Raw genomic sequence first — 19694 nt, forward strand, 5'->3', positions numbered from 1 at the left:
TATCGGGGATATGAACAGTGACCAGCCAAACTCTTTGGATGTAAGCAAGCAAGCTGCAGGAGAAGTTGTCGTCTCTATTAAAGACGTCAACTTTTCCTATGCTCCTGGTGAGCGTCAGATTTTGTCGGGGCTCAATATGGAGTTTCGACGTGGCCAGGTAGTGGCTGTGATGGGTAGCTCCGGATGTGGCAAGACTACTATCCTACGTTTGATCGGCGGGCAATTTAATGCTCAATCAGGCCAAGTGCTATTTGAAGGTCAAGACATTGGCAAGATGAATGGTGTTGAGTTGATGGCCGCCCGTCGTCGCATGGGAATGCTTTTTCAGTTCGGAGCATTGTTCACTGACCTGAGTGTTTTTGAAAACGTTGCCTTTCCTCTGCGCGAACATACAGATCTCAGTGAAGAACTATTGCACTCCTTAGTGCTCATGAAATTGAATGCAGTGGGTTTGCGCGGAGCAAGAGACTTAATGCCCTCACAAATTTCTGGTGGCATGGCAAGGCGTGTTGCCCTCGCTAGAGCAATTGCTTTAGATCCACCCCTCATCATGTATGACGAGCCATTTGCTGGTCTGGATCCTATTTCTCTTGGCATTACAGCGCGCCTCATTCGTGATCTGAATAATGCCCTGGGAGCAACGAGTTTATTGGTTACGCACGATGTTGAAGAGACTTTTGCCATCGCTGATTACGTATATTTCATTGCGAATGGCCGCATTGGCGCAGAAGGAACTCCCGAGGAATTGAGTCGTTCAACCGATCCCTTTGTTAGACAATTTTTAGATGCAGCGCCAGATGGCCCTGTACCCTTTCATTACCCAGGAAAAAGCTTGGAAGAAGATTTTGGAGTGAGTGCCTCATGACAACACTTCTGAGCCTGTTTGGTGATCTTGGATTTTTTGTACGTTGCAATTTAAGTAGTCTGGGTTTGGCTGCTCGCATGTTTGCGGCGGTGATCGCACGCTCTGGTTTCTTACTCAAAAGACCTCGTTTAGTGATTGATCAAATTTTGTTTGTTGGCAATCATTCTTTTGTGATTATTGCAGTCTCAGGGTTATTTGTTGGATTCGTTTTAGGTTTGCAGGGCTACTACACCTTAAATCGTTATGGTTCAGAGCAAGCGCTTGGGCTATTGGTTGCCCTCTCTTTAACTCGTGAGTTGGGTCCTGTCATTACCGCTTTATTGTTTGCCGGTAGGGCTGGCACTTCCTTAACTGCGGAGATTGGCCTCATGAAGGCTGGCGAGCAATTAACTGCCATGGAAATGATGGCGGTTGATCCCTTAGGTCGCGTGATTGCGCCACGACTTTGGGCCGGCATTATTTCCATGCCAATCTTGGCAACTATTTTTACAGCAGTTGGCGTTCTGGGAGGCTACCTGGTTGGCGTGCCTTTGATTGGGGTCGACTCAGGCGCGTTTTGGTCGCAGATGCAGGGCGGAGTTGATCTGTTTTCGGATATTGGTAATGGCTTAATTAAAAGCATGGTGTTTGGTGTGGCAGCTACTTTTATTGCCCTCTATCAGGGTTATGAATCAAAGCCCACACCTGAAGGTGTTTCGCAAGCCACTACTCGTACGGTAGTGATTTCTTCTTTATCGGTTTTGGCATTAGATTTCTTGCTAACCGCAATGATGTTCTCAAATTAGAAAGAATAAACTGGGGCTCTTATGAGAAAAAGTGCAATTGATGTCTGGGTAGGAATTTTTGTTGCCATTGGTTTACTGGCAGCTCTATTTCTTGCACTGAAGGTTGGCAATATGAATGCAGTGTCATTTGCGCCAACATACAAAATTTCTGCACGCTTTGACAATATCGGTGGCCTCAAGCCTCGCGCACCAGTGAAAAGTGCTGGTGTGGTGGTTGGCAGAATTGCCAATATTTCCTTCGATGACAAAACTTATCAAGCAACGGTGGTGATGACCATTGAAGATTCATACAAGTTTCCGAAGGATTCTTCAGCCAAGATTTTGACATCCGGTTTGTTGGGCGAGCAATATATTGGTCTTGAGGCGGGCGGGTCAGATGATATGTTGACCAATGGCGAAAAGATTGCGCAGACACAATCAGCCATTGTTTTGGAAAATTTGATTAGCCAGTTCCTTTACAACAAAGCAGCAGATAGCGGCCAAGAAAAGGGCGCTGCAAAATGATGTTGCTCTTTATGCGCAAAGTCAAAATGACAATCTTGCTGGGTTTGATTGCCTCATTCATTGGCTGCGCATCTATTCCTGCTGGCGTAGAGCGCTCCCCTCAGGATCCTTGGGAACCCTTCAATCGCTCAGTTTTTGAATTTAATGAAGGCTTAGATGCTTATCTTCTTAAGCCGGTAGTTGCAGGTTATCGCTTTGTATTGCCTGAATTTGTGCGCGACGGAATATATAACTTCTTTAGTAACTACAACGACATTTACACTGCCTTGTTTAACTTGTTGCAGGGTAAGCCAGACTACGCCTTTAATGACTTCATGCGGGTGGTAGTTAACACAACAATGGGCTTGGGTGGATTTATCGATCTAGCAACCCCTGGTGGACTAGAAAAGCATAAGGAAGACTGGGGTCAAACTTTAGGAGTTTGGGGTGTGCCCTCTGGGCCGTATGTGGTCTTGCCTTTCTTTGGCCCAAGCAATGTACGTGATACTTTTGGTACGGTGGCGGATTTAGAGTCAGACTATCTATTTAGCTTTGTGAAGGATATTGGTCTGCGAAATAGTATTACTGGTTTGCGCGTAGTGAACGCACGTAATACCTATTACGAGGCCGGTGATTTGTTGGATGGCGCTGCAATTGATAAGTACAGCTTTATGCGTGATGCGTATATTCAGAGGCGCGCTTATCAAATCAATGAGGGTAGGGATGACGAAGAGCCTCAGATGCCGGTTTATGAGAATCCATACCAATAAGCAATCCAGTAATGCAGTATGAAGCGACTAAAATCAGTCTCAATTTAGATAAAGACAGTGGACGGGAATATGAAAAGCTTTAAAACAATCTCCAGTTTCATTTTTGCGGGCTTGATGTTTTCGGCCAGTACTGTTTTTGCACAAACTCCTGATCAATCAACACCCCCGGACGCCCTCATTAAGATGGTGGTTACTGAGGTGATGGCAACGGTAAAGGCTGATCCCGACATACAAAAGGGCAATATCCCCAAGATCGTAGATTTGGTTGAGAAGAAAATTGTTCCGTATACCGATATGCGTCGCACTACAGAAATGGCGATGGGTCCTAACTGGAAAAAGGCAACTCCTGAGCAGCAGGCTCAATTGACTTCCGAATTTAAGAATTTGCTTATTCGCACTTACTCAGGCGCTTTGAGCCAGCTCCGCGATCAAACTGTGCAATTCAAAGCCCTACGTGCCGCACCAGATGACAAAGAGGTAGTTGTGAAAACCGTAGTGCTTGGACGTGGCGACCCGGTACCTTTAGATTACCGCCTTGAGAAAACGGCCAATGGTTGGAAGGTGTACGACATGAACATCATGGGCGTTTGGTTGGTTGAGGCTTACCGCAATCAGTTCTCTAACCAAATCAGTCAAAACGGCATTGAAGGCCTTGTGAAATTCTTGCAAGATCGTAATAAGCAGTTGGCTAGCGCTAAACCAGCTAATTAATTGTTAAGTACAGAGACCATGCCCTTTCTTTTGCCAAAAAAAGTGACGCAAGAAAATGCATTGCAGTTGCAAAAAGAAGGCTTGTTAAATAGTCCAAATTTACGCTCGATTGATTGCTCCGAATTAAAAGATTTTGACTCCACCGTACTCACCGTTTTATTAGCATGGCAAAAAAAGCTAATGACTGATGGACAATCCATTTCAGTAGAGCATGCACCAGCAAAGCTCAAGGTTTTGGCAGGTGTTTATGGTGTTGCTGCATTGCTAGGTTTGTAATGGTGATGCATCCTGCAATTTCCATCCAAAATATATCCAAGCAATACGGAGCGCTTCAGGCTTTAGATGATGTTTCATTGAGCATTGCGCCGGGGGAGTTTTTTGGTTTGTTGGGTCCGAATGGTGCTGGCAAAACTACCTTGATTTCTATATTGGCTGGCCTTGTGAGACCTAGCCAAGGTCATGCGGCCATCATGGGCGCGGACGTTCAGAAGGGGTTTCGTGAGGCACGCCGAATGCTGGGTGTGGTTCCTCAAGAGCTGGTCTTTGATCCCTTCTTTACTGTGCGTGAGACCTTACGTTTTCAATCCGGTTATTTCGGGATTAAAAATAACGATGCGTGGATTGATGAGATTATGGCTAATCTTGATCTCACCTCCAAAGCGGATAGCAATATGCGCTCCTTGTCTGGCGGAATGAAGCGTCGAGTGCTTGTCGCACAGGCTTTAGTTCATAGGCCGCCTGTCATTATTTTGGATGAACCGACTGCTGGAGTGGATGTTGAGTTACGTCAATCCTTATGGCAATTTATTAGTCGCTTGAATCAAGATGGTCATACGATTGTTCTCACTACCCATTACCTTGAAGAAGCGGAGGCTTTGTGTCAGCGCATTGCCATGCTCAAACAAGGCAAGATTGTGGCACTGGATACCACTGCTAATTTATTAAGTCGTTATGGATCTGTCAAAAAAGATGGTGAAGGTAAAACTGACTTAGAAGAGGTCTTCGTCAACATCATGTCGGGGAGTGCGCAATGAAACACGGCCTCAATCGACCTGCACTAGAGTACGGCAGCGGTTTTCCTACTCTATTGTTTAAAGAGGTAAAGCGCTTTTATAAAGTGGCTTTCCAGACGGTGGCTGCGCCGGTGCTTACAGCAGTGCTCTACCTGATGATCTTTGGCCATGTCCTTGAGGGTAGAGAAGTCTACGGACGTTTAACTTACACGGCCTTCTTAATTCCTGGGCTTGTGATGATGAGTGTCTTGCAAAATGCTTTTGCAAATACATCGTCCTCCTTGATCCAATCTAAGGTCACCGGTAACTTAGTGTTTGTTTTGTTGGCCCCCCTAAGCCATTTCGAGTTTTACTCTGCTTATATTTTGGCTGCAGTATTTCGGGGAATTGTTGTGGGACTGGGTGTTCTATTAATTACCATTTGGTTCGCAACGCCCACCTTGGAGTATCCATTGTGGATTTTGGCGTTTGCTTTCTTGGGCGCAGCAATTTTGGGCAGTCTAGGCTTGATAGCCGGTATCTGGGCTGATAAATATGACCAGTTAGCCGCCTTTCAGAACTTCATCATCATGCCCGCAACGATGTTGTCAGGCGTGTTTTACTCTATTCACTCCTTACCGCCAGCGTGGCAAGTGGTATCGCACTTCAATCCGTTCTTTTACATGATTGATGGCTTCCGTTACGGCTTTTTTGGGGTTTCAGATAACTCCCCTTGGAGTAGCTTAGTGATTGTGTTCTGCTTTTTTGTAGTGGTCTCAGTCATTGCCCTGCGACTGCTGCAAAAGGGCTATAAGCTCCGTTATTAATTGTTGAAAACCCGAGTTTGATTAGGAAAAGAAATGCTACCCACCCCAGAACAGATTGAAGGCTACATCAAGCAAGGGCTAGCCTGCACCCACATTCAGGTTGAAGGTGATGGCCAGCACTTTTTTGCGACTATCGTGAGTCCTGAGTTTGAGGGTAAGCGTTTGGTGCAACGCCACCAATTGGTATACGGTGCAATGGGTGATCGTATGAAGGCTGAAGTGCATGCCTTATCCATTAAAGCATTTACTCCTGAAGAATTTGCACAAAATTCAGCAGCATAAAAACGCAGCATCACCCCCTACACATTAATTACTAAGTATTTACTGGAATCGTTTCATGGATAAATTACGAATGGTTGGCGGCACTCCTCTCAATGGAGAGGTAGTCATTGCTGGCGCTAAAAATGCCGCATTGCCCATTCTGTGCGCTTGTCTGTTGACTGATCAACCAGTTGTATTGCGTAATGTTCCTGATTTGCAAGACGTGCGTACCATGCTCAAGCTTCTACAAGAAATTGGTGTAACGGTTGACTTCCCAAGTGCTGGTGATCGTAGTCACATGGTGTTGAATGCAGCGATCATTAAAAGCTCGGAAGCTACTTATGAGATGGTGAAGACCATGCGCGCCTCCATCTTGGTGCTTGGCCCGCTTTTGGCCAGAATGCATAGCGCTAAGGTTTCTTTGCCGGGTGGTTGCGCAATTGGTGCACGACCAGTGGATCAGCACATCAAAGGTTTGAAGGCGATGGGCGCCAGCATCAAAATCAAGAGTGGCTACATTCAGGCTGAAACTAAGCCACAGTCAGATCGCCTAAAGGGCGCCTCCATCTTGACTGACATGATTACCGTAACCGGTACTGAGAATTTATTGATGGCTGCCACTTTGGCGTCGGGTACAACCATCTTAGAAAATGCTGCACGCGAGCCTGAGGTTGGTGACTTGGCTGAATTGTTGGTCAAGATGGGTGCGAAGATTTCTGGAATTGGGACTGATCGTCTGGTGATTGAGGGAGTAGAAAAACTTCATGGTGCTGAGCATTCGGTTATTCCGGATCGCATTGAAGCGGGCACATTCTTATGTGCGGTTGCTGCCACTGGTGGTGAGATCACCGTTAAGCATTGCCGTCCCGATACTTTAGATGCTGTGATTGTGAAGTTAAAAGAAGCGGGTTTGCAAATGGAGATTGGTCCCGACTGGATCAGGGCCTCGATGCAAGGTCGCCCCAAGGCAGTCAATTTCCGCACTTCTGAATACCCCGCTTTCCCGACAGACATGCAAGCACAACTGATGACGGTCAATGCAATCGCATCGGGTAGCTCAACCATTACAGAAACGATTTTTGAAAACCGCTTTATGCACGTACAAGAGCTCAATCGTTTGGGTGCGGACATCGCTATTGAAGGTAATACTGCCATTGCGCAGGGAGTAGAGAAGCTCTCCGGTGCGATTGTGATGGCAACCGATTTGCGGGCCTCAGCTAGTTTGGTGATTGCTGGATTAGCTGCCCAGGGCGAAACCCAGGTAGACCGGATTTACCACTTAGATCGTGGCTATGACCGCATGGAGCAGAAGTTAACCCTCTTAGGCGCCAATATTGAGCGCGTGAAGTAAGGCTGATGGATAATTAGTCCATGAAATTGACTTTAGCCCTCTCCAAAGGGCGCATCTTCGAAGAAACTGCAGAGATCTTGTCCAAGGTTGGCATAGTGCCGCTGGAAGATCCTGAGAAGTCACGCAAACTCATTATTGAGACTTCTAATCCAGATGTTCGTCTCATTATTGTTCGTGCCTCAGATGTGCCTACTTATGTGCAATTTGGCGGTGCTGATTTTGGTGTTGCTGGATTGGATGTATTGATGGAAAAAGGGAGCGATGGTTTGTACGTTCCTTACGACTTAGATATTGCCAAGTGCCGCATGTCTGTCGCGGTCCGCGAAGGTTTTGATTACGCCGCTGCTGTAAAGCAAGGCTCCCGCTTAAAAGTAGCAACAAAGTACGTCAATTGCGCGCGTGAACACTTTGCCAATAAAGGTGTGCATATCGACACGATTCAACTATACGGTTCGATGGAGCTTGCACCGTTAGTCGGCTTGGCAGATGCAATTGTGGATTTAGTGTCTACTGGCAATACGCTCAAAGCAAACGGCTTGGTGGAAGTAGAACCAATTGCCGATATCAGCGCGCGTCTAGTCGTCAATCAAGCTTCATACAAGCGCAAGCGAGCTCAGCTACAGCCTATTTTTGAGCTACTGAAGTAATAGTAGCCAGAAGAGAAGTCTTTCCCCATGCCTTCAAACATTAACGTAAAACTCCTCAATAGCAAGGATGTAGGCTTCAGAGAAATTCTGTTGTCGAGCTTGTCCTTGCCGTCTGCGGATGATGAGGCGATAGATGCTGCAGTAGTGAAGATTTTGGCAGCCGTTAAAGACAGGGGTGATGAAGCGGTTCTAGGCTTTACAAAACAGTTTGATCGCTTGAATGTGGCCAGCGTTTCTGATTTAGAGATTCCTCGTAAAGATTTAGAGCAGGCTTACAACTCTTTATCAGAAGAGCAAAAAAATGCCCTTGATATTGCTGCTCAAAGAGTGCGCGCTTATCACGAGAAGCAAAAGATTGAAGCGGGTTGCCACTCTTGGGAGTACGAAGAGAAAGATGGAACACGTCTCGGTCAAAAAGTAACCCCATTAGATCGTGTTGGTATTTATGTGCCAGGCGGCAAAGCAGCTTATCCATCATCCGTTCTGATGAATGCTATTCCCGCAAAGGTGGCGGGTGTTGCCGAGGTAATTATGGTGGTGCCTACCCCTGAGGGTGCGCGCAATCCTTTAGTTTTGGCGGCAGCTTATCTTGCTGGTGTAGATCGCGTCTTTACGATCGGTGGCGCTCAAGCAGTTGGCGCTTTAGCCTACGGCACTAAAACCATTCCTTCGGTTGATAAGATTGTTGGACCTGGCAATGCCTATGTAGCGGCAGCCAAGCGCAGAGTATTTGGCACTGTTGGTATCGATATGATTGCGGGCCCCTCTGAAATTTTAGTGCTTTGTGACGGATCTACTAACCCCGAATGGGTTGCAATGGATTTGTTCTCCCAAGCCGAGCATGATGAGCAGGCACAATCGATTCTGCTGTGTCCAGATGCTCAATATATTGAGCAAGTGCAAGCAAGCATCAATAAGCTTCTCCCAGAAATGCCAAGAGCAAAAGTGATTGAAGCTTCACTCACAAATCGCGCCTTGTTAATTCAGGTAAAAGATATGTCTGAGGCCTGTGAGATTGCTAATGCGATTGCTGCTGAGCACTTGGAGATTTGTGCTGTCGATCCACGCAAGTGGGCGGACCAAATTCGTCATGCGGGCGCTATCTTTATGGGCAACTACACCAGTGAATCATTGGGTGATTACTGCGCTGGCCCTAATCACGTCTTGCCGACTGCACGCACGGCGCGCTTCTCTTCACCATTGGGTGTGTATGACTTTATCAAGCGCTCGAGCATGATTGAAGTCAGTGAAGCTGGAGCTCAGACCTTGGGTGCTGTTGCAAGTACGCTAGCTCACGGTGAGGGCTTACAAGCCCATGCACGTGCAGCTGAAATGCGCTTGAAGAAGTAAGCGCGCAATAAGCCTGCGCTCACTTCATAAAATACCTAACTCAGAATTTCTTTTAAAGCATCAACAAGTTCATTGCTTTGTTCGTCTGTGCCAATCGTAATGCGCAAGAACTCTTCTATGCGTGGTGATTTAAAGTGACGTACGATAATGCCGCGATCCCGTAGGGCTTGATATAACTTAGCTCCAGCATGCTTCCGATGGCGAGTGAAAATAAAGTTTGCAGTCGAAGGCAGGGTTGCAAATCCCAATGCATCGAGTTGCTCAATTAACTTTGTGCGAGTTTGAATCACCTTAGCTGAGCTTGCTTCCAAATGCGCTTGATCTTCAATGGCTGCAATCGCACCAGCCTGAGCAAGACGTCCTAAGGGATAGGAGTTAAAACTATTCTTGACTCGTTCCAAGCCCTCAATCAAGGCTGGATGGCCAACAGCAAAGCCGACGCGCAAACCAGCTAGAGCACGTGATTTAGAGAGTGTGTGAACTACTAACAAGTTTTCTGGACAGTTGGCACCACGCAATAGCGGGATGCAAGATTCAGTTCCGTAATCTACGTAGGCTTCATCAATAACCACTACTGAATTTTTGTTGCGCAAGAGCAGCGCTTCAATTTCTGAGCGGGGAATTGATCTACCGGTTGGGGCATTGGGGTTTGGGAAAATAATTCCGCCGTTAGGGGATTGGTAGTCAGCAGTTTTTATTTCAAAATTTTCGCCCAAGGGAACTATTTGGGCATCAATCCCAAAAAGCTTACAGTACACGGGATAGAAGCTATAGGTGATGTCTGGAAAATGCACCGGCTTACTTTGCTTGAGTAAACCAGCAAAGACGTGAGCCAACACTTCATCAGAACCATTGCCTACAAAGACCTGTTTTACATCTAAGCCGTGTAATTTAGCGATGGCTTGTTTTAAGGCTGTGCCTTCTGGATCAGGATAAAGGCGTAAATCCGCAGTATTTTGAATTTCAATAGCAGCAAGCGCTTTGGGCGATGGGCCATAGGGACTCTCGTTGGTATTGAGTTTTACCAGCCGCTGCATTTGCGGTTGCTCCCCTGGAACATAAGGGGTTAGGGTTTGAACAACAGGGCTCCAAAAACGGCTCATGAGGGTTCTCAGGTCAAAAATCGGGATAAAAGTGCAGTGATATCGGTATTTAAATCTCTTCTAGGAATGATATTATGAGGCTTCAATCAACACTTCGCCTCGCGGCGCAATGAAGCATGCGGCAAGCCGACGTCACCCGAAACACTTCGGAAACCAAAATTCAGATTTCCATCAATCTAGATGGAACCGGTAAGGCTGAGCTAGCCTCCGGGGTTCCTTTTCTAGACCACATGCTCGATCAGATTGCCCGTCACGGCATGATTGACCTCAAAGTGGTTGCTAATGGCGATACCCATATTGATGACCACCATACTGTTGAGGACGTGGGAATCACGCTAGGCCAGGCTTTTGCCAAAGCGGTGGGCGATAAAGCGGGTATTACTCGCTATGGCCATTCCTATGTGCCCCTTGATGAGACCCTTTCTCGTGTTGTGATCGATTTCTCTGGCCGTCCAGGTTTGGAATTTAATGTTCCATTTACCCGTGCACGCGTCGGCGACTTTGATGTAGATCTCAGCATTGAGTTCTTCCGTGGTTTTGTGAACCACGCTGGTGTCACTTTGCACATCGATAATTTGCGTGGCATTAATGCGCATCACCAAATTGAAACTGTGTTCAAGGCTTTTGGTCGCGCTTTGCGTATGGCCTTGGCGGTTGATCCACGTGCTTCAGGCGCCATTCCTTCAACTAAAGGTAGTCTGTAATCTAGACTCCCCACGGTTGCTCAGAAGACAACAGTAGACAACAGGTAAATTTTGGCGCAAACCATTGCGATCGTCGACTATGGAATGGGTAATCTGCGTTCTGTATATCAAGCATTTCATCATGTTGCACCTGATGACAATGTATTGATTGCTCATCAGCCTGAAGAGATCCATTCTGCAGATCGCGTCGTTTTGCCTGGTCAAGGCGCTATGCCAGATTGCATGAAGCATTTACAAGAATCCGGATTATTGGATGCCTTACTGCAGGCTTCTAAAAGTAAGCCGCTTTTAGGGGTCTGTGTCGGAGAACAAATGCTCTTTGATAGAAGTGCAGAGGTACGTGCTACCGAGCAATGGACGCCTTGCTTAGGTTTGATTCCTGGGGAAGTGCGTCGTTTTGAGCTAGTTGGTAAAAAGCAGCCAGATGGATCCTCTTATAAAGTCCCTCATATGGGCTGGAACCAAGTGCGCCAAGACCGAAAACACCCACTTTGGGATGGGATTCCAGATTTAACCAGCTTTTATTTTGTGCATAGCTACTATGTTGTGCCGCAGCGTAATGAAGATACGGCTGGCTCTACCGAATATGGCGATTGGTTTACTTCTGCGGTGGCGCGAGATAATATTTTTGCAACTCAATTCCATCCAGAAAAAAGTGCAGAATACGGTTTAAAGCTTTATCAAAATTTTGTTTCTTGGCAACCTTAATATTCCTAACCATTCGCTATGCTGCTGATTCCCGCAATTGATCTTAAAGACGGCCACTGTGTTCGACTCGAACAAGGTGATATGGATAAAGCCACGGTATTTTCAGAAGACCCTGGCGCAATGGCGGCGCATTGGATTAGCAAGGGTGCTCGACGCTTACATTTAGTAGATCTCAATGGCGCATTTGCTGGCAAGCTCAAAAATGAGTCTGCGATTAAATCGATCCTCAAAGCGGTTGGTAATGAAATCCCCGTGCAGCTCGGCGGTGGTATTCGTGATCTTGAAACGATTGAACGTTTATTGGATGACGGTATTAGCACTGTCATCATTGGAACAGCAGCCGTGAAGAATCCCGGCTTTGTACAAGATGCTTGCACAGCATTTCCTGGTCATGTGATGGTTGGTCTTGATGCACGTGATGGCAAAGTGGCTACTGATGGTTGGAGCAAGATTACCGGTCATGAAGTGATTGATCTTGCCAAGAAGTTTGAAGATTGGGGTGTAGAGGCCATTATCTATACTGATATTGGGCGGGATGGCATGCTCAAGGGCGTCAACATCGAAGCCACAATCAAGCTGGCGCAAGCCATTCGTATTCCGGTAATTGCCAGTGGCGGCCTCTCTAATAATCAAGATATTGAAGCACTTTGTAAAGCTGAGGAAGAGGGCGTCATGGGCGTGATTGCGGGACGCTCAATCTACGCTGGCGACCTTGATCTTGCTGCCGCTCAAAAATATGCTGATGAGTTAACCCTCAAGTACGCAAAGAAACTCATCTAGTGTTAACGAAGCGAATTATTCCTTGTTTGGATGTCACTGCAGGGCGCGTAGTTAAGGGTGTGAACTTTGTAGGCTTGCGTGATGCAGGCGATCCTGTAGAAATCGCTAAACGTTACGACACCCAAGGTGCCGACGAGCTGACATTTTTAGACATTACTGCGACCTCTGATGGGCGCGATCTCATTTTGCACATCATTGAAGATGTCGCATCACAGGTTTTTATTCCGCTTACTGTTGGCGGTGGTGTGCGTGCAGTGGCTGATGTGCGTCGCTTGCTCAATGCTGGCGCCGATAAAGTGAGCATGAACTCCTCCGCGGTTGCCAATCCAGATTTAGTTTCTGATGCTGCGGCCTATTACGGCTCTCAATGCATTGTGGTGGCGATTGATGCCAAGCAAACTGAAGCGGGCAATTGGGAGGTGTTTACCCATGGCGGTAGAACTGCGACTGGAATGGATGTAGTCACATGGGCTACTGAGGTGGCTAAACGTGGTGCAGGCGAGATTCTTTTAACTAGTATGAACCGCGATGGCAGCAAAGATGGCTTTGATTTGGCTTTAACTGCTGCAGTCAGTGATGCAGTTTCTGTTCCCGTGATTGCCTCTGGCGGCGTTGGTAATTTGCAGCATTTGGTCGATGGCATTACTAAGGGCCATGCAGATGCAGTATTGGCAGCTAGTATTTTTCACTATGGTGATTACACCGTTGGGCAGGCAAAAGAGTATATGGCAGCCCAAGGAATTCCAGTTCGGATTTAGGCAGGGTTCTTAAGCGCTAATCGCCATATGCGCGATAAATGCTGAGCGGTTTTCACCGGCGGATTTGGCCTTAGCATCTAATCTTGCCAACACTCTTTTTGGTAAAGAAATATTTACTCTTTCGATATCGTCTGACAGTAATGCCGGGTCAATCTCAGCAATTGCCCAGATATATCCTTTGAACTCTTTCTTCTTTTGAAGATCGGTAATAGAGCTGGGCTTTGGGATATCTTCGCCCGCGTCTAATGCAGTTTCAATCCAAAGTTCAATTGCTTCTTTGGCATTCTCAATAGCCTCATCAATCCCACTGTCAGCCGCAGAAAAGCAGCCTGGCATATCGGGAACAATCACACCCCAGGCTAAGTTATCTCCACCCGGTTCAATAGCAATTGGATATTTCATCGTTCATCCTTCTATTTAATTCCTGCTTGTTTAAGTAGCTTTTGAACCAATCCAATTCCTAGATCTTTTTTGGGATGAGGAACAGTAATGTGCCCAGCTTTGCGGGGGTGGTTAAAAACATGATGAGAGCCTTTTGAGCCTCGCAATACCCAACCATCTTTTTCTAACGCCTTGATTAGTTCTTTGCTATTCATTAACGCATTATAAATTCTATACACATCATACACACAAATTAGGATAGTGTCCATGAGGTGGGTTGGGTCATGACCCCAATCGTGCGCAATCGCTTATTTACTTGGCCCTTAACAATTCTGTCAAAATTGGACAAATGTCAGATACGAATAAAAACTCACAAGACCAAGCCTTATTAGAAGCGGTGACTTGGAATGACCAAGGATTGGTTCCAGTAATCACCCAAGAAATTGGCAGCAAGGATATCTTGATGATGGCCTGGATGAATCGCGATGCTTTGTTAGAGACTATCCGTTTGGGGGAAGCGGTCTATTGGACGCGTTCCAGACAAAAGCTGTGGCACAAAGGTGAAGAATCTGGCCATACGCAAAAAGTAAAAGAAATTCGCTTGGATTGTGACGGCGATACGATTTTGCTTTTAGTTGAGCAAAAAGATGGCATTGCTTGCCATACTGGTGAGCATAGTTGCTTCTTTATGCAATGGGACTCAGCAGAATCGGTATGGGTTGATGAATCAACTCCGAAAAAATAAAACAGCAAAGCCCTTTTGCTTAAAAGACATAAAATAACCAGATGACTAGTTCTGCAAACAAACCTTCTAATTTAGATTCTGCATTCGCTCATTTGGCGGATGTGGTGGATCAACGTCGTGATGCGTTTAAGGCAGGTCAAGCAGATCCCAAAACTTCTTATACCGCTTTGCTCTTTTCAAAGGGTGATGATGGGATCTTGAAAAAGATTGGTGAGGAAGCGACTGAAGCTGTAATGGCCGCAAAAGATGCGCGTAATTCTAATTTGGCGGCTGATCAGCAAAAGCTCTTAGTGGGCGAAATGGCTGATTTGTGGTTTCACTGCTTGATTGCTTTGTCTCAATTTAACCTGCGCCCGGAAGATGTGATTACCGAGCTTGATCGTCGCCTGGGAACATCCGGTATCGAAGAGAAGGCTGCGAGAAAAGCTGCTGGTAAAGAGTAAGCACGGATAAATACGAGAAAATGTATGTCACACGATCCTAATTGCCTGTTTTGCAAGATTTCTCAAGGTTTGATTCCTTCCCAGAAGGTCTATGAGGATGAAGAAATCTACGCTTTTAAAGATATCAACCCAGCAGCGCCTATCCATTTTCTGATCATTCCCAAAAAACATATACCCATGTTGGAGTCTTCAGAAAGCATAGATATCCCTTTGCTGGGTAGAATGATGGAATTAGCACCGCGTCTTGCCAAAGAGCAAGGCTGTCGTCCTGGTAAGGATGGCGGCTTTAGATTAATGGTAAACAATGGTGCGGATGGTGGGCAGGAGGTTTATCACTTGCACTTACATGTGATGGGCGGTCCCCGCCCCTGGAAAAAATAATCCAAGGAGATTAAAGATGGGTTCATTTAGCATTTGGCATTGGTTAATTGTTTTGGTTATCGTGATGCTGGTATTCGGTACCAAAAAATTGCGTAATATCGGCCAAGATTTAGGTGGCGCTGTAAAAGGCTTTAAAGATGGTATGAAAACTGCTGAAGAGTCTAAAGAGCAAATTCAACAAAGTTCTGCAACAGCAGAAAAGACTGTTGATGTGCAAGCTAAAGACGTAAACAAATAACTAGCTAATAACTGAAGCGCACTTGAAACTCATGCTGCAATTAAATCACTGCATTAAATGATTGATCTCGGAGTTTCAAAACTTGCGCTGATTGCTGTAGTTGCTCTGGTGGTGGTTGGACCAGAGCGCCTGCCTAAAGTGGCTCGCATGGCTGGTAACTTGTTTGGACGTGCTCAGCGCTATATGGCTGACGTTAAGTCTGAAGTAAGCCGTCAAATGGAAGTGGAAGAATTTAAAAAGTTTCGAGAAGAAACTGCTACCACTCTCAAAGAGGTTGAAAACAGTATCGGCTCTACAGTTCAAGAGGCTGGCGCCAACTTAAGTGACCAGGCGGATATTTTTGAAACGAGCTTTGATAAGCCGCCTTTAGATGAAAAAGAAGTGCTGCGCAAAACCAAGCGCCAAGGGCGCAATAGCTGGGGTGTACGCCGTGCTGCAAGGCCCCTTTGGTTCAAGCGTTCTGCAGGCATTCGTACTCGGGTGCAATCTGGTGCTGCCAGGATGAAGCGCTTTCATCACAGTGCCGGCAAATAATAGTAAAAAGCAAAAGAATAAAAACACTTACGCATGACTGAAAACAATTCAACTCAAGACTCGGGATTACAGGAAACTTTTCTGTCCCACTTATTTGAATTACGTGATCGCGTAATTAAAGCGGCACTCGCAATTATTGTTGTCTTCGTATGCCTAGTCTATTGGGCGCCAGATATTTTCCATTTGTTTGCACAGCCTTTATTAGAGGCTTTGCCTGCTGGCGGTAAGATGATCGTGACGGACGTTACAGGCTCATTCTTTGTGCCGATGAAGGTCACGATGCTAGTGGCATTCATCATCGCCTTACCAGTGGTGATGTATCAACTTTGGGCCTTCATTGCGCCTGGTTTGTATCTGCACGAAAGAAAACTCATTTTGCCTTTGGTGGTGAGTAGCTATACCTTGTTCATTATTGGCATGGCATTTGCTTACTTCTTAGTGTTCCCAACAGTATTTAAGTTCATGGCTAGTTACAACGCACCCTTAGGCGCGGAGATGTCGACCGACATTGATAACTATTTAAGTTTTGCCATGACAACCTTCTTGGCATTTGGTATTACTTTTGAAGTACCTGTGGTGGTGGTTGTCTTGGTGCGCATGGGTATGGTGCCCTTGGCTAAGCTGAAAGAAATTCGCCCTTATGTGATTGTGGGCGCTTTTGTAATTTCGGCTGTAGTGACACCACCCGATGTACTTTCGCAATTATTGCTAGCTGTACCAATGACCGTGCTCTATGAGTTGGGCTTATTGGTTGCGCGCTTTTATGTACCAAAGCCCTCCGATGAGGATGCTGCTACAGATCAGTCGACTTCTGCTTCTACTTGATTCTTAGAAAAGGTAGTTATTAGCCAGTTGGTGACGCGATCAAAGCGATAGCGTCTTTGGCGTAAATTGCCCTCCAGATCCATCTCCGAGCCAGCAAAGGCTTTGCCAGCCGCTAAAAGGGCGCGACGTTGTTGAATAGTTTCAATCTGAATCAATCTAGGCAAGATCTTTGGCAGTTCCCAGCGAATATCTACCACTACACAATGTTCATGCTGTAGCTGTCCTACCTCGCTCAATAGCAATTCTGCTTTGCTGAAATTAAATTGGTTGGCAATGATGATGCGATGGCAAAGCAATAACCAATCTTCATCCACCTTATGTTCGGCATGGTGATTAATTGCCACTTCAGCACATTGAGCTAATTCGAGCCATTCATTTTCTTTGGGATTAGGGCAACTCTCCAAAATCTTACTTAGCAATTCTTTTGCTTCTGGCACGCCTTGTTGATGCGCCTGCCATACCCAATAGGATGCCTGAAGGCCACGCACCTTCTCTTCATTCTTTTCGCGCTTGCGCCAAAGGTTGGCGCCTTTGCGAAGTTGTGCCTGAGGATGACCCAGATCAGCAGCGCGATCAATGCAGCGATCACTCTCTGCAGCGTTGTAACCAGAAAATTGTGGGCGACGATAAATTTCACCGAGCGCATACCAAGCATCTCGATCACCATCTTTAGCTGCAAGCTCTAACCAATGAGCCGCTTTCTTCAGAGAGGCATTTGATTTGTTCTGCTCTGAATAGGCGCTTCCATCTAATTGCGCAAGACGCAAACCCAGAGTGAGTTTTGCAATAGTTAATCCAAGTTCTGCGGCTTGGGTTAAGGCATCTTCATTTTGTTCATCAAGCCAAACTTGCCATAAAGAGGATAGGGCTTCATTTTTTGGCTGAAGCTTGATCAGCAATTCTTTTGCATTGTTTGCAAAAAGAGAATCGCCATCCGCAAGCTCCTGCAAATATTGCTTGGCGATCTTTTGCATGCCAACAAAATCTAGCGAAGAAATTTTTTCTCGAGTTGGTGAATTCTTTTTTACCCAATCAAGCAACTGGGGTTGAACTTCTTGATTTGCAGGATTAATTAATAAATTCACGAGCTGCCATTTGGCTGCCACACCAGAAGCGGTTGAGCTCCCAGCATCGGCTAACTTCCAAAAGGCGTTCCATCCAAACTCAAAAGCAGGGGAGCCAAAGGTTTCAGCCAGTGGGATTTCGGCAACTTGACTCAAAAGAGCTGAAATTTGAGCGCTACTTGAGCTTATATCTACAAGTTCTTGATTCGTAATAGAAAAATAGGATTTTTCTAGCCAAATCAGAGCGTTAGCAGGTTGGATTGGGGTTTTGAATGCTCCGGTAAGGTAGGCGGAGGCCAGCTTTTGTTGCGCGGAAACATCACCCAAACGGGCTGAACTGAGGATTTTTAAGAATTCGCGACTTGCCATATGACAATTTTGGCATCTAGAGCCCATAAAAGACAGAAAACAAAGGTCTTGTTGTCGAGATACAACGAAGAAAGCCAAAAAACTACCTTTTGACAAGCAAAAAGAGCTCCTAAATACCCTGACCCCCAGTCTAGTGAGGCAAAAGAAGCAAAATTCGTAGGTCCCAGTTTTATTTGGGCATTACTTTTAATTTTTGGAGATTTAAAGAATGAAAAAATCGCTATTAGCAGTTGCAGCTATCGGTGCATTTGCATCTGCTGCTCAAGCTCAGTCCAGCGTAACCGTTTACGGTATCTTGGACGTTGGTTACATTGGTTCTAATGTACGCACATCAGCTACAGCTGATGGTGTTAAAAAAACAACCACTAGTCAATTTGGTCAGTCTGCTGAGCAAACTTCACGTATGGGTTTCAAAGGTACTGAAGATTTGGGTAACGGCACTTCAGCTTTCTTCACAGCTGAATTCCAGCTCCAGCCACAAGACCAGACATTGTCTGGTAACAGCACAAACAAAGACGCTAACGGTGCTAACGCTCAATCAGGCGGCTTGTTAAATCGTCAAACTTTTGTTGGTTTGAAGAAAAACGGTATCGGCCAAACTGCAGTTGGTTTGCAATACACACCAATCTTTAATGCAGGCGCAGCAACAAGTGCTGGTCAATACAACAACATGTTGGGCGATTTAGTTTACGCTGGCTCAACAACTGCTGGTACTAACGGCGGCGGTGCTACAACTGCTGGTTTCACAAGCCGTACAGCCAACACTTTGAGTGTTCAGTCTGATAAATTTGCTGGCTTTTCTGCTGGCGCAATGTACACACTGAATAACAGTAACTCTACTGAAACTGTTACTCCAACTTCAACTGCAGCTGGTACTGGCGGTAGCACTAACGCAAGTGGTTGGGGTTTGAATGCAGACTACACTTTCAATAAGTTCTACATCACTGGTGCTTACCAGGCTCTCAAGCAGTTGACAACAGCTACTAATGCTGGAACACCTACAGCAGCATTTACTTCAGCTACAACAGTAAATGGTGCAACTGGCGTTTGGACAGGCGCTCAGCCTTCTTCAGGTATTGCAGGTAGTGCGATTAACATTCAAGATAACCAATCTTTTGCTGGTGCAACTTATGACTTCGGTATTTTGAAGGCATACGCACAGTGGGTATCAAGAAAAGCAAGTTCAACAATTAACTCTGGCTACTATGTAAAACGTTCAGCCGAACAGATTGGTGTTCGTAGCTTCATTACTCCAGTAGTTGAGGCTTGGGCTTCAGTAGGTACTGGTCGCTACACAGCATATGGCACTCAACAGCCTACAGCCAATTTCAACGGCTGGCAGATTGGTTCTAACTACCTGTTGAGCAAGCGTACAAACTTGTATGCAATCTATGGCCAACAGAACTTTAGCAATGCTGCTACTTCTACAAGTACTGTTAGTGCAAACGCTAATAACTACGCAATTGGCGTGCGTCACACTTTCTAATTGCTTGCTAGCGTAAGCTAGTTAAGAATTAGTTAGGTATCAAATTAACCCACTGTGGAAACACAGTGGGTTTTTTCTTTTTAGGCTGGATTAATCGTAGAATAGGGTGACATTCTTGGTTATATAGGACCTT

26 protein-coding genes and 1 pseudogene are annotated in these 19694 nt (G+C 45.9%); 23 read left to right on the forward strand and 4 right to left on the reverse strand.

The annotated features are described in order from the left end of the window. The first annotated feature begins 10 nt into the window (after nt 1-10). The 12 genes and pseudogenes from ICN44_RS07215 (at nt 11) to hisD (ending at nt 9042) form a co-directional block, all read left to right on the forward strand. Nucleotides 11-865 carry an ABC transporter ATP-binding protein gene (locus tag ICN44_RS07215; protein WP_216263301.1) on the forward strand — a complete coding sequence of 285 codons (855 nt, stop codon included), beginning with the start codon at nt 11-13 and terminating at the stop codon, nt 863-865. Continuing rightward, complete coding sequence (gene mlaE, locus ICN44_RS07220; protein WP_216263302.1) at nt 862-1650, forward strand: lipid asymmetry maintenance ABC transporter permease subunit MlaE; 789 nt, start codon at nt 862-864, stop codon at nt 1648-1650. The genes ICN44_RS07215 and mlaE overlap by 4 nt, the downstream gene beginning before the upstream one ends. Nucleotides 1651-1671: 21 nt before the next feature. After that, complete coding sequence (gene mlaD, locus ICN44_RS07225) at nt 1672-2154, forward strand: outer membrane lipid asymmetry maintenance protein MlaD (RefSeq protein ID WP_215321296.1); 483 nt, start codon at nt 1672-1674, stop codon at nt 2152-2154. Continuing rightward, nucleotides 2151-2903 carry a VacJ family lipoprotein gene (locus tag ICN44_RS07230; protein WP_255537482.1) on the forward strand — a complete coding sequence of 251 codons (753 nt, stop codon included), beginning with the start codon at nt 2151-2153 and terminating at the stop codon, nt 2901-2903. Before mlaD ends, ICN44_RS07230 begins: the two co-directional genes overlap by 4 nt. Nucleotides 2904-2972: 69 nt before the next feature. Continuing rightward, nucleotides 2973-3614 carry a phospholipid-binding protein MlaC gene (locus ICN44_RS07235; RefSeq protein WP_216263303.1) on the forward strand — a complete coding sequence of 214 codons (642 nt, stop codon included), beginning with the start codon at nt 2973-2975 and terminating at the stop codon, nt 3612-3614. A gap of 42 nt (nt 3615-3656) precedes the next feature. Continuing rightward, the gene (locus ICN44_RS07240) at nt 3657-3890 is read left to right on the forward strand and encodes a lipid asymmetry maintenance protein MlaB (protein ID WP_370624882.1); all 234 of its coding nucleotides are present in this window, start codon (nt 3657-3659) and stop codon (nt 3888-3890) included. A gap of 5 nt (nt 3891-3895) precedes the next feature. After that, nucleotides 3896-4579, forward strand: a pseudogene (locus ICN44_RS07245) (ABC transporter ATP-binding protein); the annotation flags it as partial. 65 nt (nt 4580-4644) lie between these two features. Beyond that, entirely contained in the window at nt 4645-5433 is a 789-nt protein-coding gene (locus ICN44_RS07250; protein ID WP_216263305.1) for an ABC transporter permease, read from the forward strand. A gap of 33 nt (nt 5434-5466) precedes the next feature. Next, nucleotides 5467-5715 carry a BolA family protein gene (locus ICN44_RS07255; protein WP_215358855.1) on the forward strand — a complete coding sequence of 83 codons (249 nt, stop codon included), beginning with the start codon at nt 5467-5469 and terminating at the stop codon, nt 5713-5715. Between the two features lie 55 nt (nt 5716-5770). Beyond that, nucleotides 5771-7045, forward strand: coding sequence for a UDP-N-acetylglucosamine 1-carboxyvinyltransferase (murA, locus tag ICN44_RS07260; protein WP_216263306.1), 1275 nt, complete (start codon nt 5771-5773; stop codon nt 7043-7045). 20 nt (nt 7046-7065) lie between these two features. Further along, a complete protein-coding gene (gene hisG, locus ICN44_RS07265; protein WP_072582096.1) occupies nt 7066-7692 on the forward strand; it encodes an ATP phosphoribosyltransferase in 627 nt (208 codons plus the stop codon). Nucleotides 7693-7719: 27 nt separating this feature from the next. Then, nucleotides 7720-9042: a histidinol dehydrogenase gene (gene hisD / locus ICN44_RS07270; protein WP_216263307.1), complete on the forward strand. Its 1323-nt coding sequence runs from the start codon at nt 7720-7722 to the stop codon at nt 9040-9042. Nucleotides 9043-9077: 35 nt separating this feature from the next. Here the strand turns inward: hisD and hisC are convergent, their stop codons facing one another. After that, a complete protein-coding gene (gene hisC, locus ICN44_RS07275; protein ID WP_216263308.1) occupies nt 9078-10145 on the reverse strand; it encodes a histidinol-phosphate transaminase in 1068 nt (355 codons plus the stop codon). Nucleotides 10146-10261: 116 nt separating this feature from the next. Here hisC and hisB point away from each other — a divergent pair, with 116 nt between their 5' ends. From hisB to hisF, 4 genes are read left to right on the forward strand one after another with little or no spacing between them, the layout of a single operon-like run. Continuing rightward, entirely contained in the window at nt 10262-10849 is a 588-nt protein-coding gene (hisB, locus tag ICN44_RS07280; RefSeq protein ID WP_215321305.1) for an imidazoleglycerol-phosphate dehydratase HisB, read from the forward strand. A 51-nt stretch (nt 10850-10900) separates the two neighbouring features. Continuing rightward, nucleotides 10901-11557: an imidazole glycerol phosphate synthase subunit HisH gene (hisH, locus tag ICN44_RS07285; RefSeq protein WP_216263309.1), complete on the forward strand. Its 657-nt coding sequence runs from the start codon at nt 10901-10903 to the stop codon at nt 11555-11557. Between the two features lie 18 nt (nt 11558-11575). Continuing rightward, complete coding sequence (hisA, locus tag ICN44_RS07290; protein ID WP_216263310.1) at nt 11576-12337, forward strand: 1-(5-phosphoribosyl)-5-[(5-phosphoribosylamino)methylideneamino]imidazole-4-carboxamide isomerase; 762 nt, start codon at nt 11576-11578, stop codon at nt 12335-12337. Further along, nucleotides 12337-13095, forward strand: a complete 759-nt coding sequence (hisF, locus tag ICN44_RS07295) for an imidazole glycerol phosphate synthase subunit HisF (RefSeq protein WP_215358862.1) — start codon at nt 12337-12339, stop codon at nt 13093-13095. The genes hisA and hisF overlap by 1 nt, the downstream gene beginning before the upstream one ends. A gap of 9 nt (nt 13096-13104) precedes the next feature. Here hisF and ICN44_RS07300 read toward each other — a convergent pair whose 3' ends face one another. Both ICN44_RS07300 and ICN44_RS07305 read right to left on the reverse strand, forming a co-directional pair. Beyond that, complete coding sequence (locus ICN44_RS07300) at nt 13105-13497, reverse strand: type II toxin-antitoxin system HicB family antitoxin (protein WP_216263311.1); 393 nt, start codon at nt 13495-13497, stop codon at nt 13105-13107. 11 nt (nt 13498-13508) lie between these two features. Further along, nucleotides 13509-13691 (reverse strand): type II toxin-antitoxin system HicA family toxin, encoded by a 183-nt coding sequence (locus ICN44_RS07305; RefSeq protein ID WP_216226813.1) that lies wholly within the window; start codon nt 13689-13691, stop codon nt 13509-13511. Nucleotides 13692-13825: 134 nt separating this feature from the next. On the opposite strand from ICN44_RS07305, the gene hisI reads away from it, so the two are divergent. The 6 genes from hisI to tatC are packed head-to-tail and all read left to right on the forward strand — an operon-like array spanning nt 13826 to nt 16642. Further along, a complete protein-coding gene (hisI, locus tag ICN44_RS07310) occupies nt 13826-14221 on the forward strand; it encodes a phosphoribosyl-AMP cyclohydrolase (RefSeq protein ID WP_216263312.1) in 396 nt (131 codons plus the stop codon). Between the two features lie 41 nt (nt 14222-14262). Then, nucleotides 14263-14664: a phosphoribosyl-ATP diphosphatase gene (locus ICN44_RS07315; RefSeq protein WP_216263313.1), complete on the forward strand. Its 402-nt coding sequence runs from the start codon at nt 14263-14265 to the stop codon at nt 14662-14664. Nucleotides 14665-14688: 24 nt separating this feature from the next. Continuing rightward, the gene (locus ICN44_RS07320) at nt 14689-15045 is read left to right on the forward strand and encodes a histidine triad nucleotide-binding protein (protein ID WP_216263314.1); all 357 of its coding nucleotides are present in this window, start codon (nt 14689-14691) and stop codon (nt 15043-15045) included. Nucleotides 15046-15061: 16 nt separating this feature from the next. Beyond that, nucleotides 15062-15283 (forward strand): Sec-independent protein translocase subunit TatA, encoded by a 222-nt coding sequence (gene tatA, locus ICN44_RS07325; protein ID WP_216263315.1) that lies wholly within the window; start codon nt 15062-15064, stop codon nt 15281-15283. 57 nt (nt 15284-15340) lie between these two features. Continuing rightward, nucleotides 15341-15817, forward strand: a complete 477-nt coding sequence (tatB, locus tag ICN44_RS07330; RefSeq protein WP_216263316.1) for a Sec-independent protein translocase protein TatB — start codon at nt 15341-15343, stop codon at nt 15815-15817. A 33-nt stretch (nt 15818-15850) separates the two neighbouring features. Further along, nucleotides 15851-16642 carry a twin-arginine translocase subunit TatC gene (gene tatC, locus ICN44_RS07335; protein ID WP_216263317.1) on the forward strand — a complete coding sequence of 264 codons (792 nt, stop codon included), beginning with the start codon at nt 15851-15853 and terminating at the stop codon, nt 16640-16642. Here tatC and ICN44_RS07340 read toward each other — a convergent pair. Next, the gene (locus tag ICN44_RS07340; RefSeq protein WP_216263318.1) at nt 16618-18075 is read right to left on the reverse strand and encodes a tetratricopeptide repeat protein; all 1458 of its coding nucleotides are present in this window, start codon (nt 18073-18075) and stop codon (nt 16618-16620) included. The two genes, tatC and ICN44_RS07340, sit on opposite strands and share 25 nt — an antisense overlap. Nucleotides 18076-18283: 208 nt before the next feature. Here ICN44_RS07340 and ICN44_RS07345 point away from each other — a divergent pair, with 208 nt between their 5' ends. Then, a complete protein-coding gene (locus tag ICN44_RS07345; RefSeq protein WP_216263319.1) occupies nt 18284-19561 on the forward strand; it encodes a porin in 1278 nt (425 codons plus the stop codon). Nucleotides 19562-19694: the final 133 nt, after the last annotated feature.

Origin of the sequence: Polynucleobacter sp. JS-Fieb-80-E5 (genome assembly GCF_018882015.1) — a bacterium.
Classification (GTDB): domain Bacteria; phylum Pseudomonadota; class Gammaproteobacteria; order Burkholderiales; family Burkholderiaceae; genus Polynucleobacter.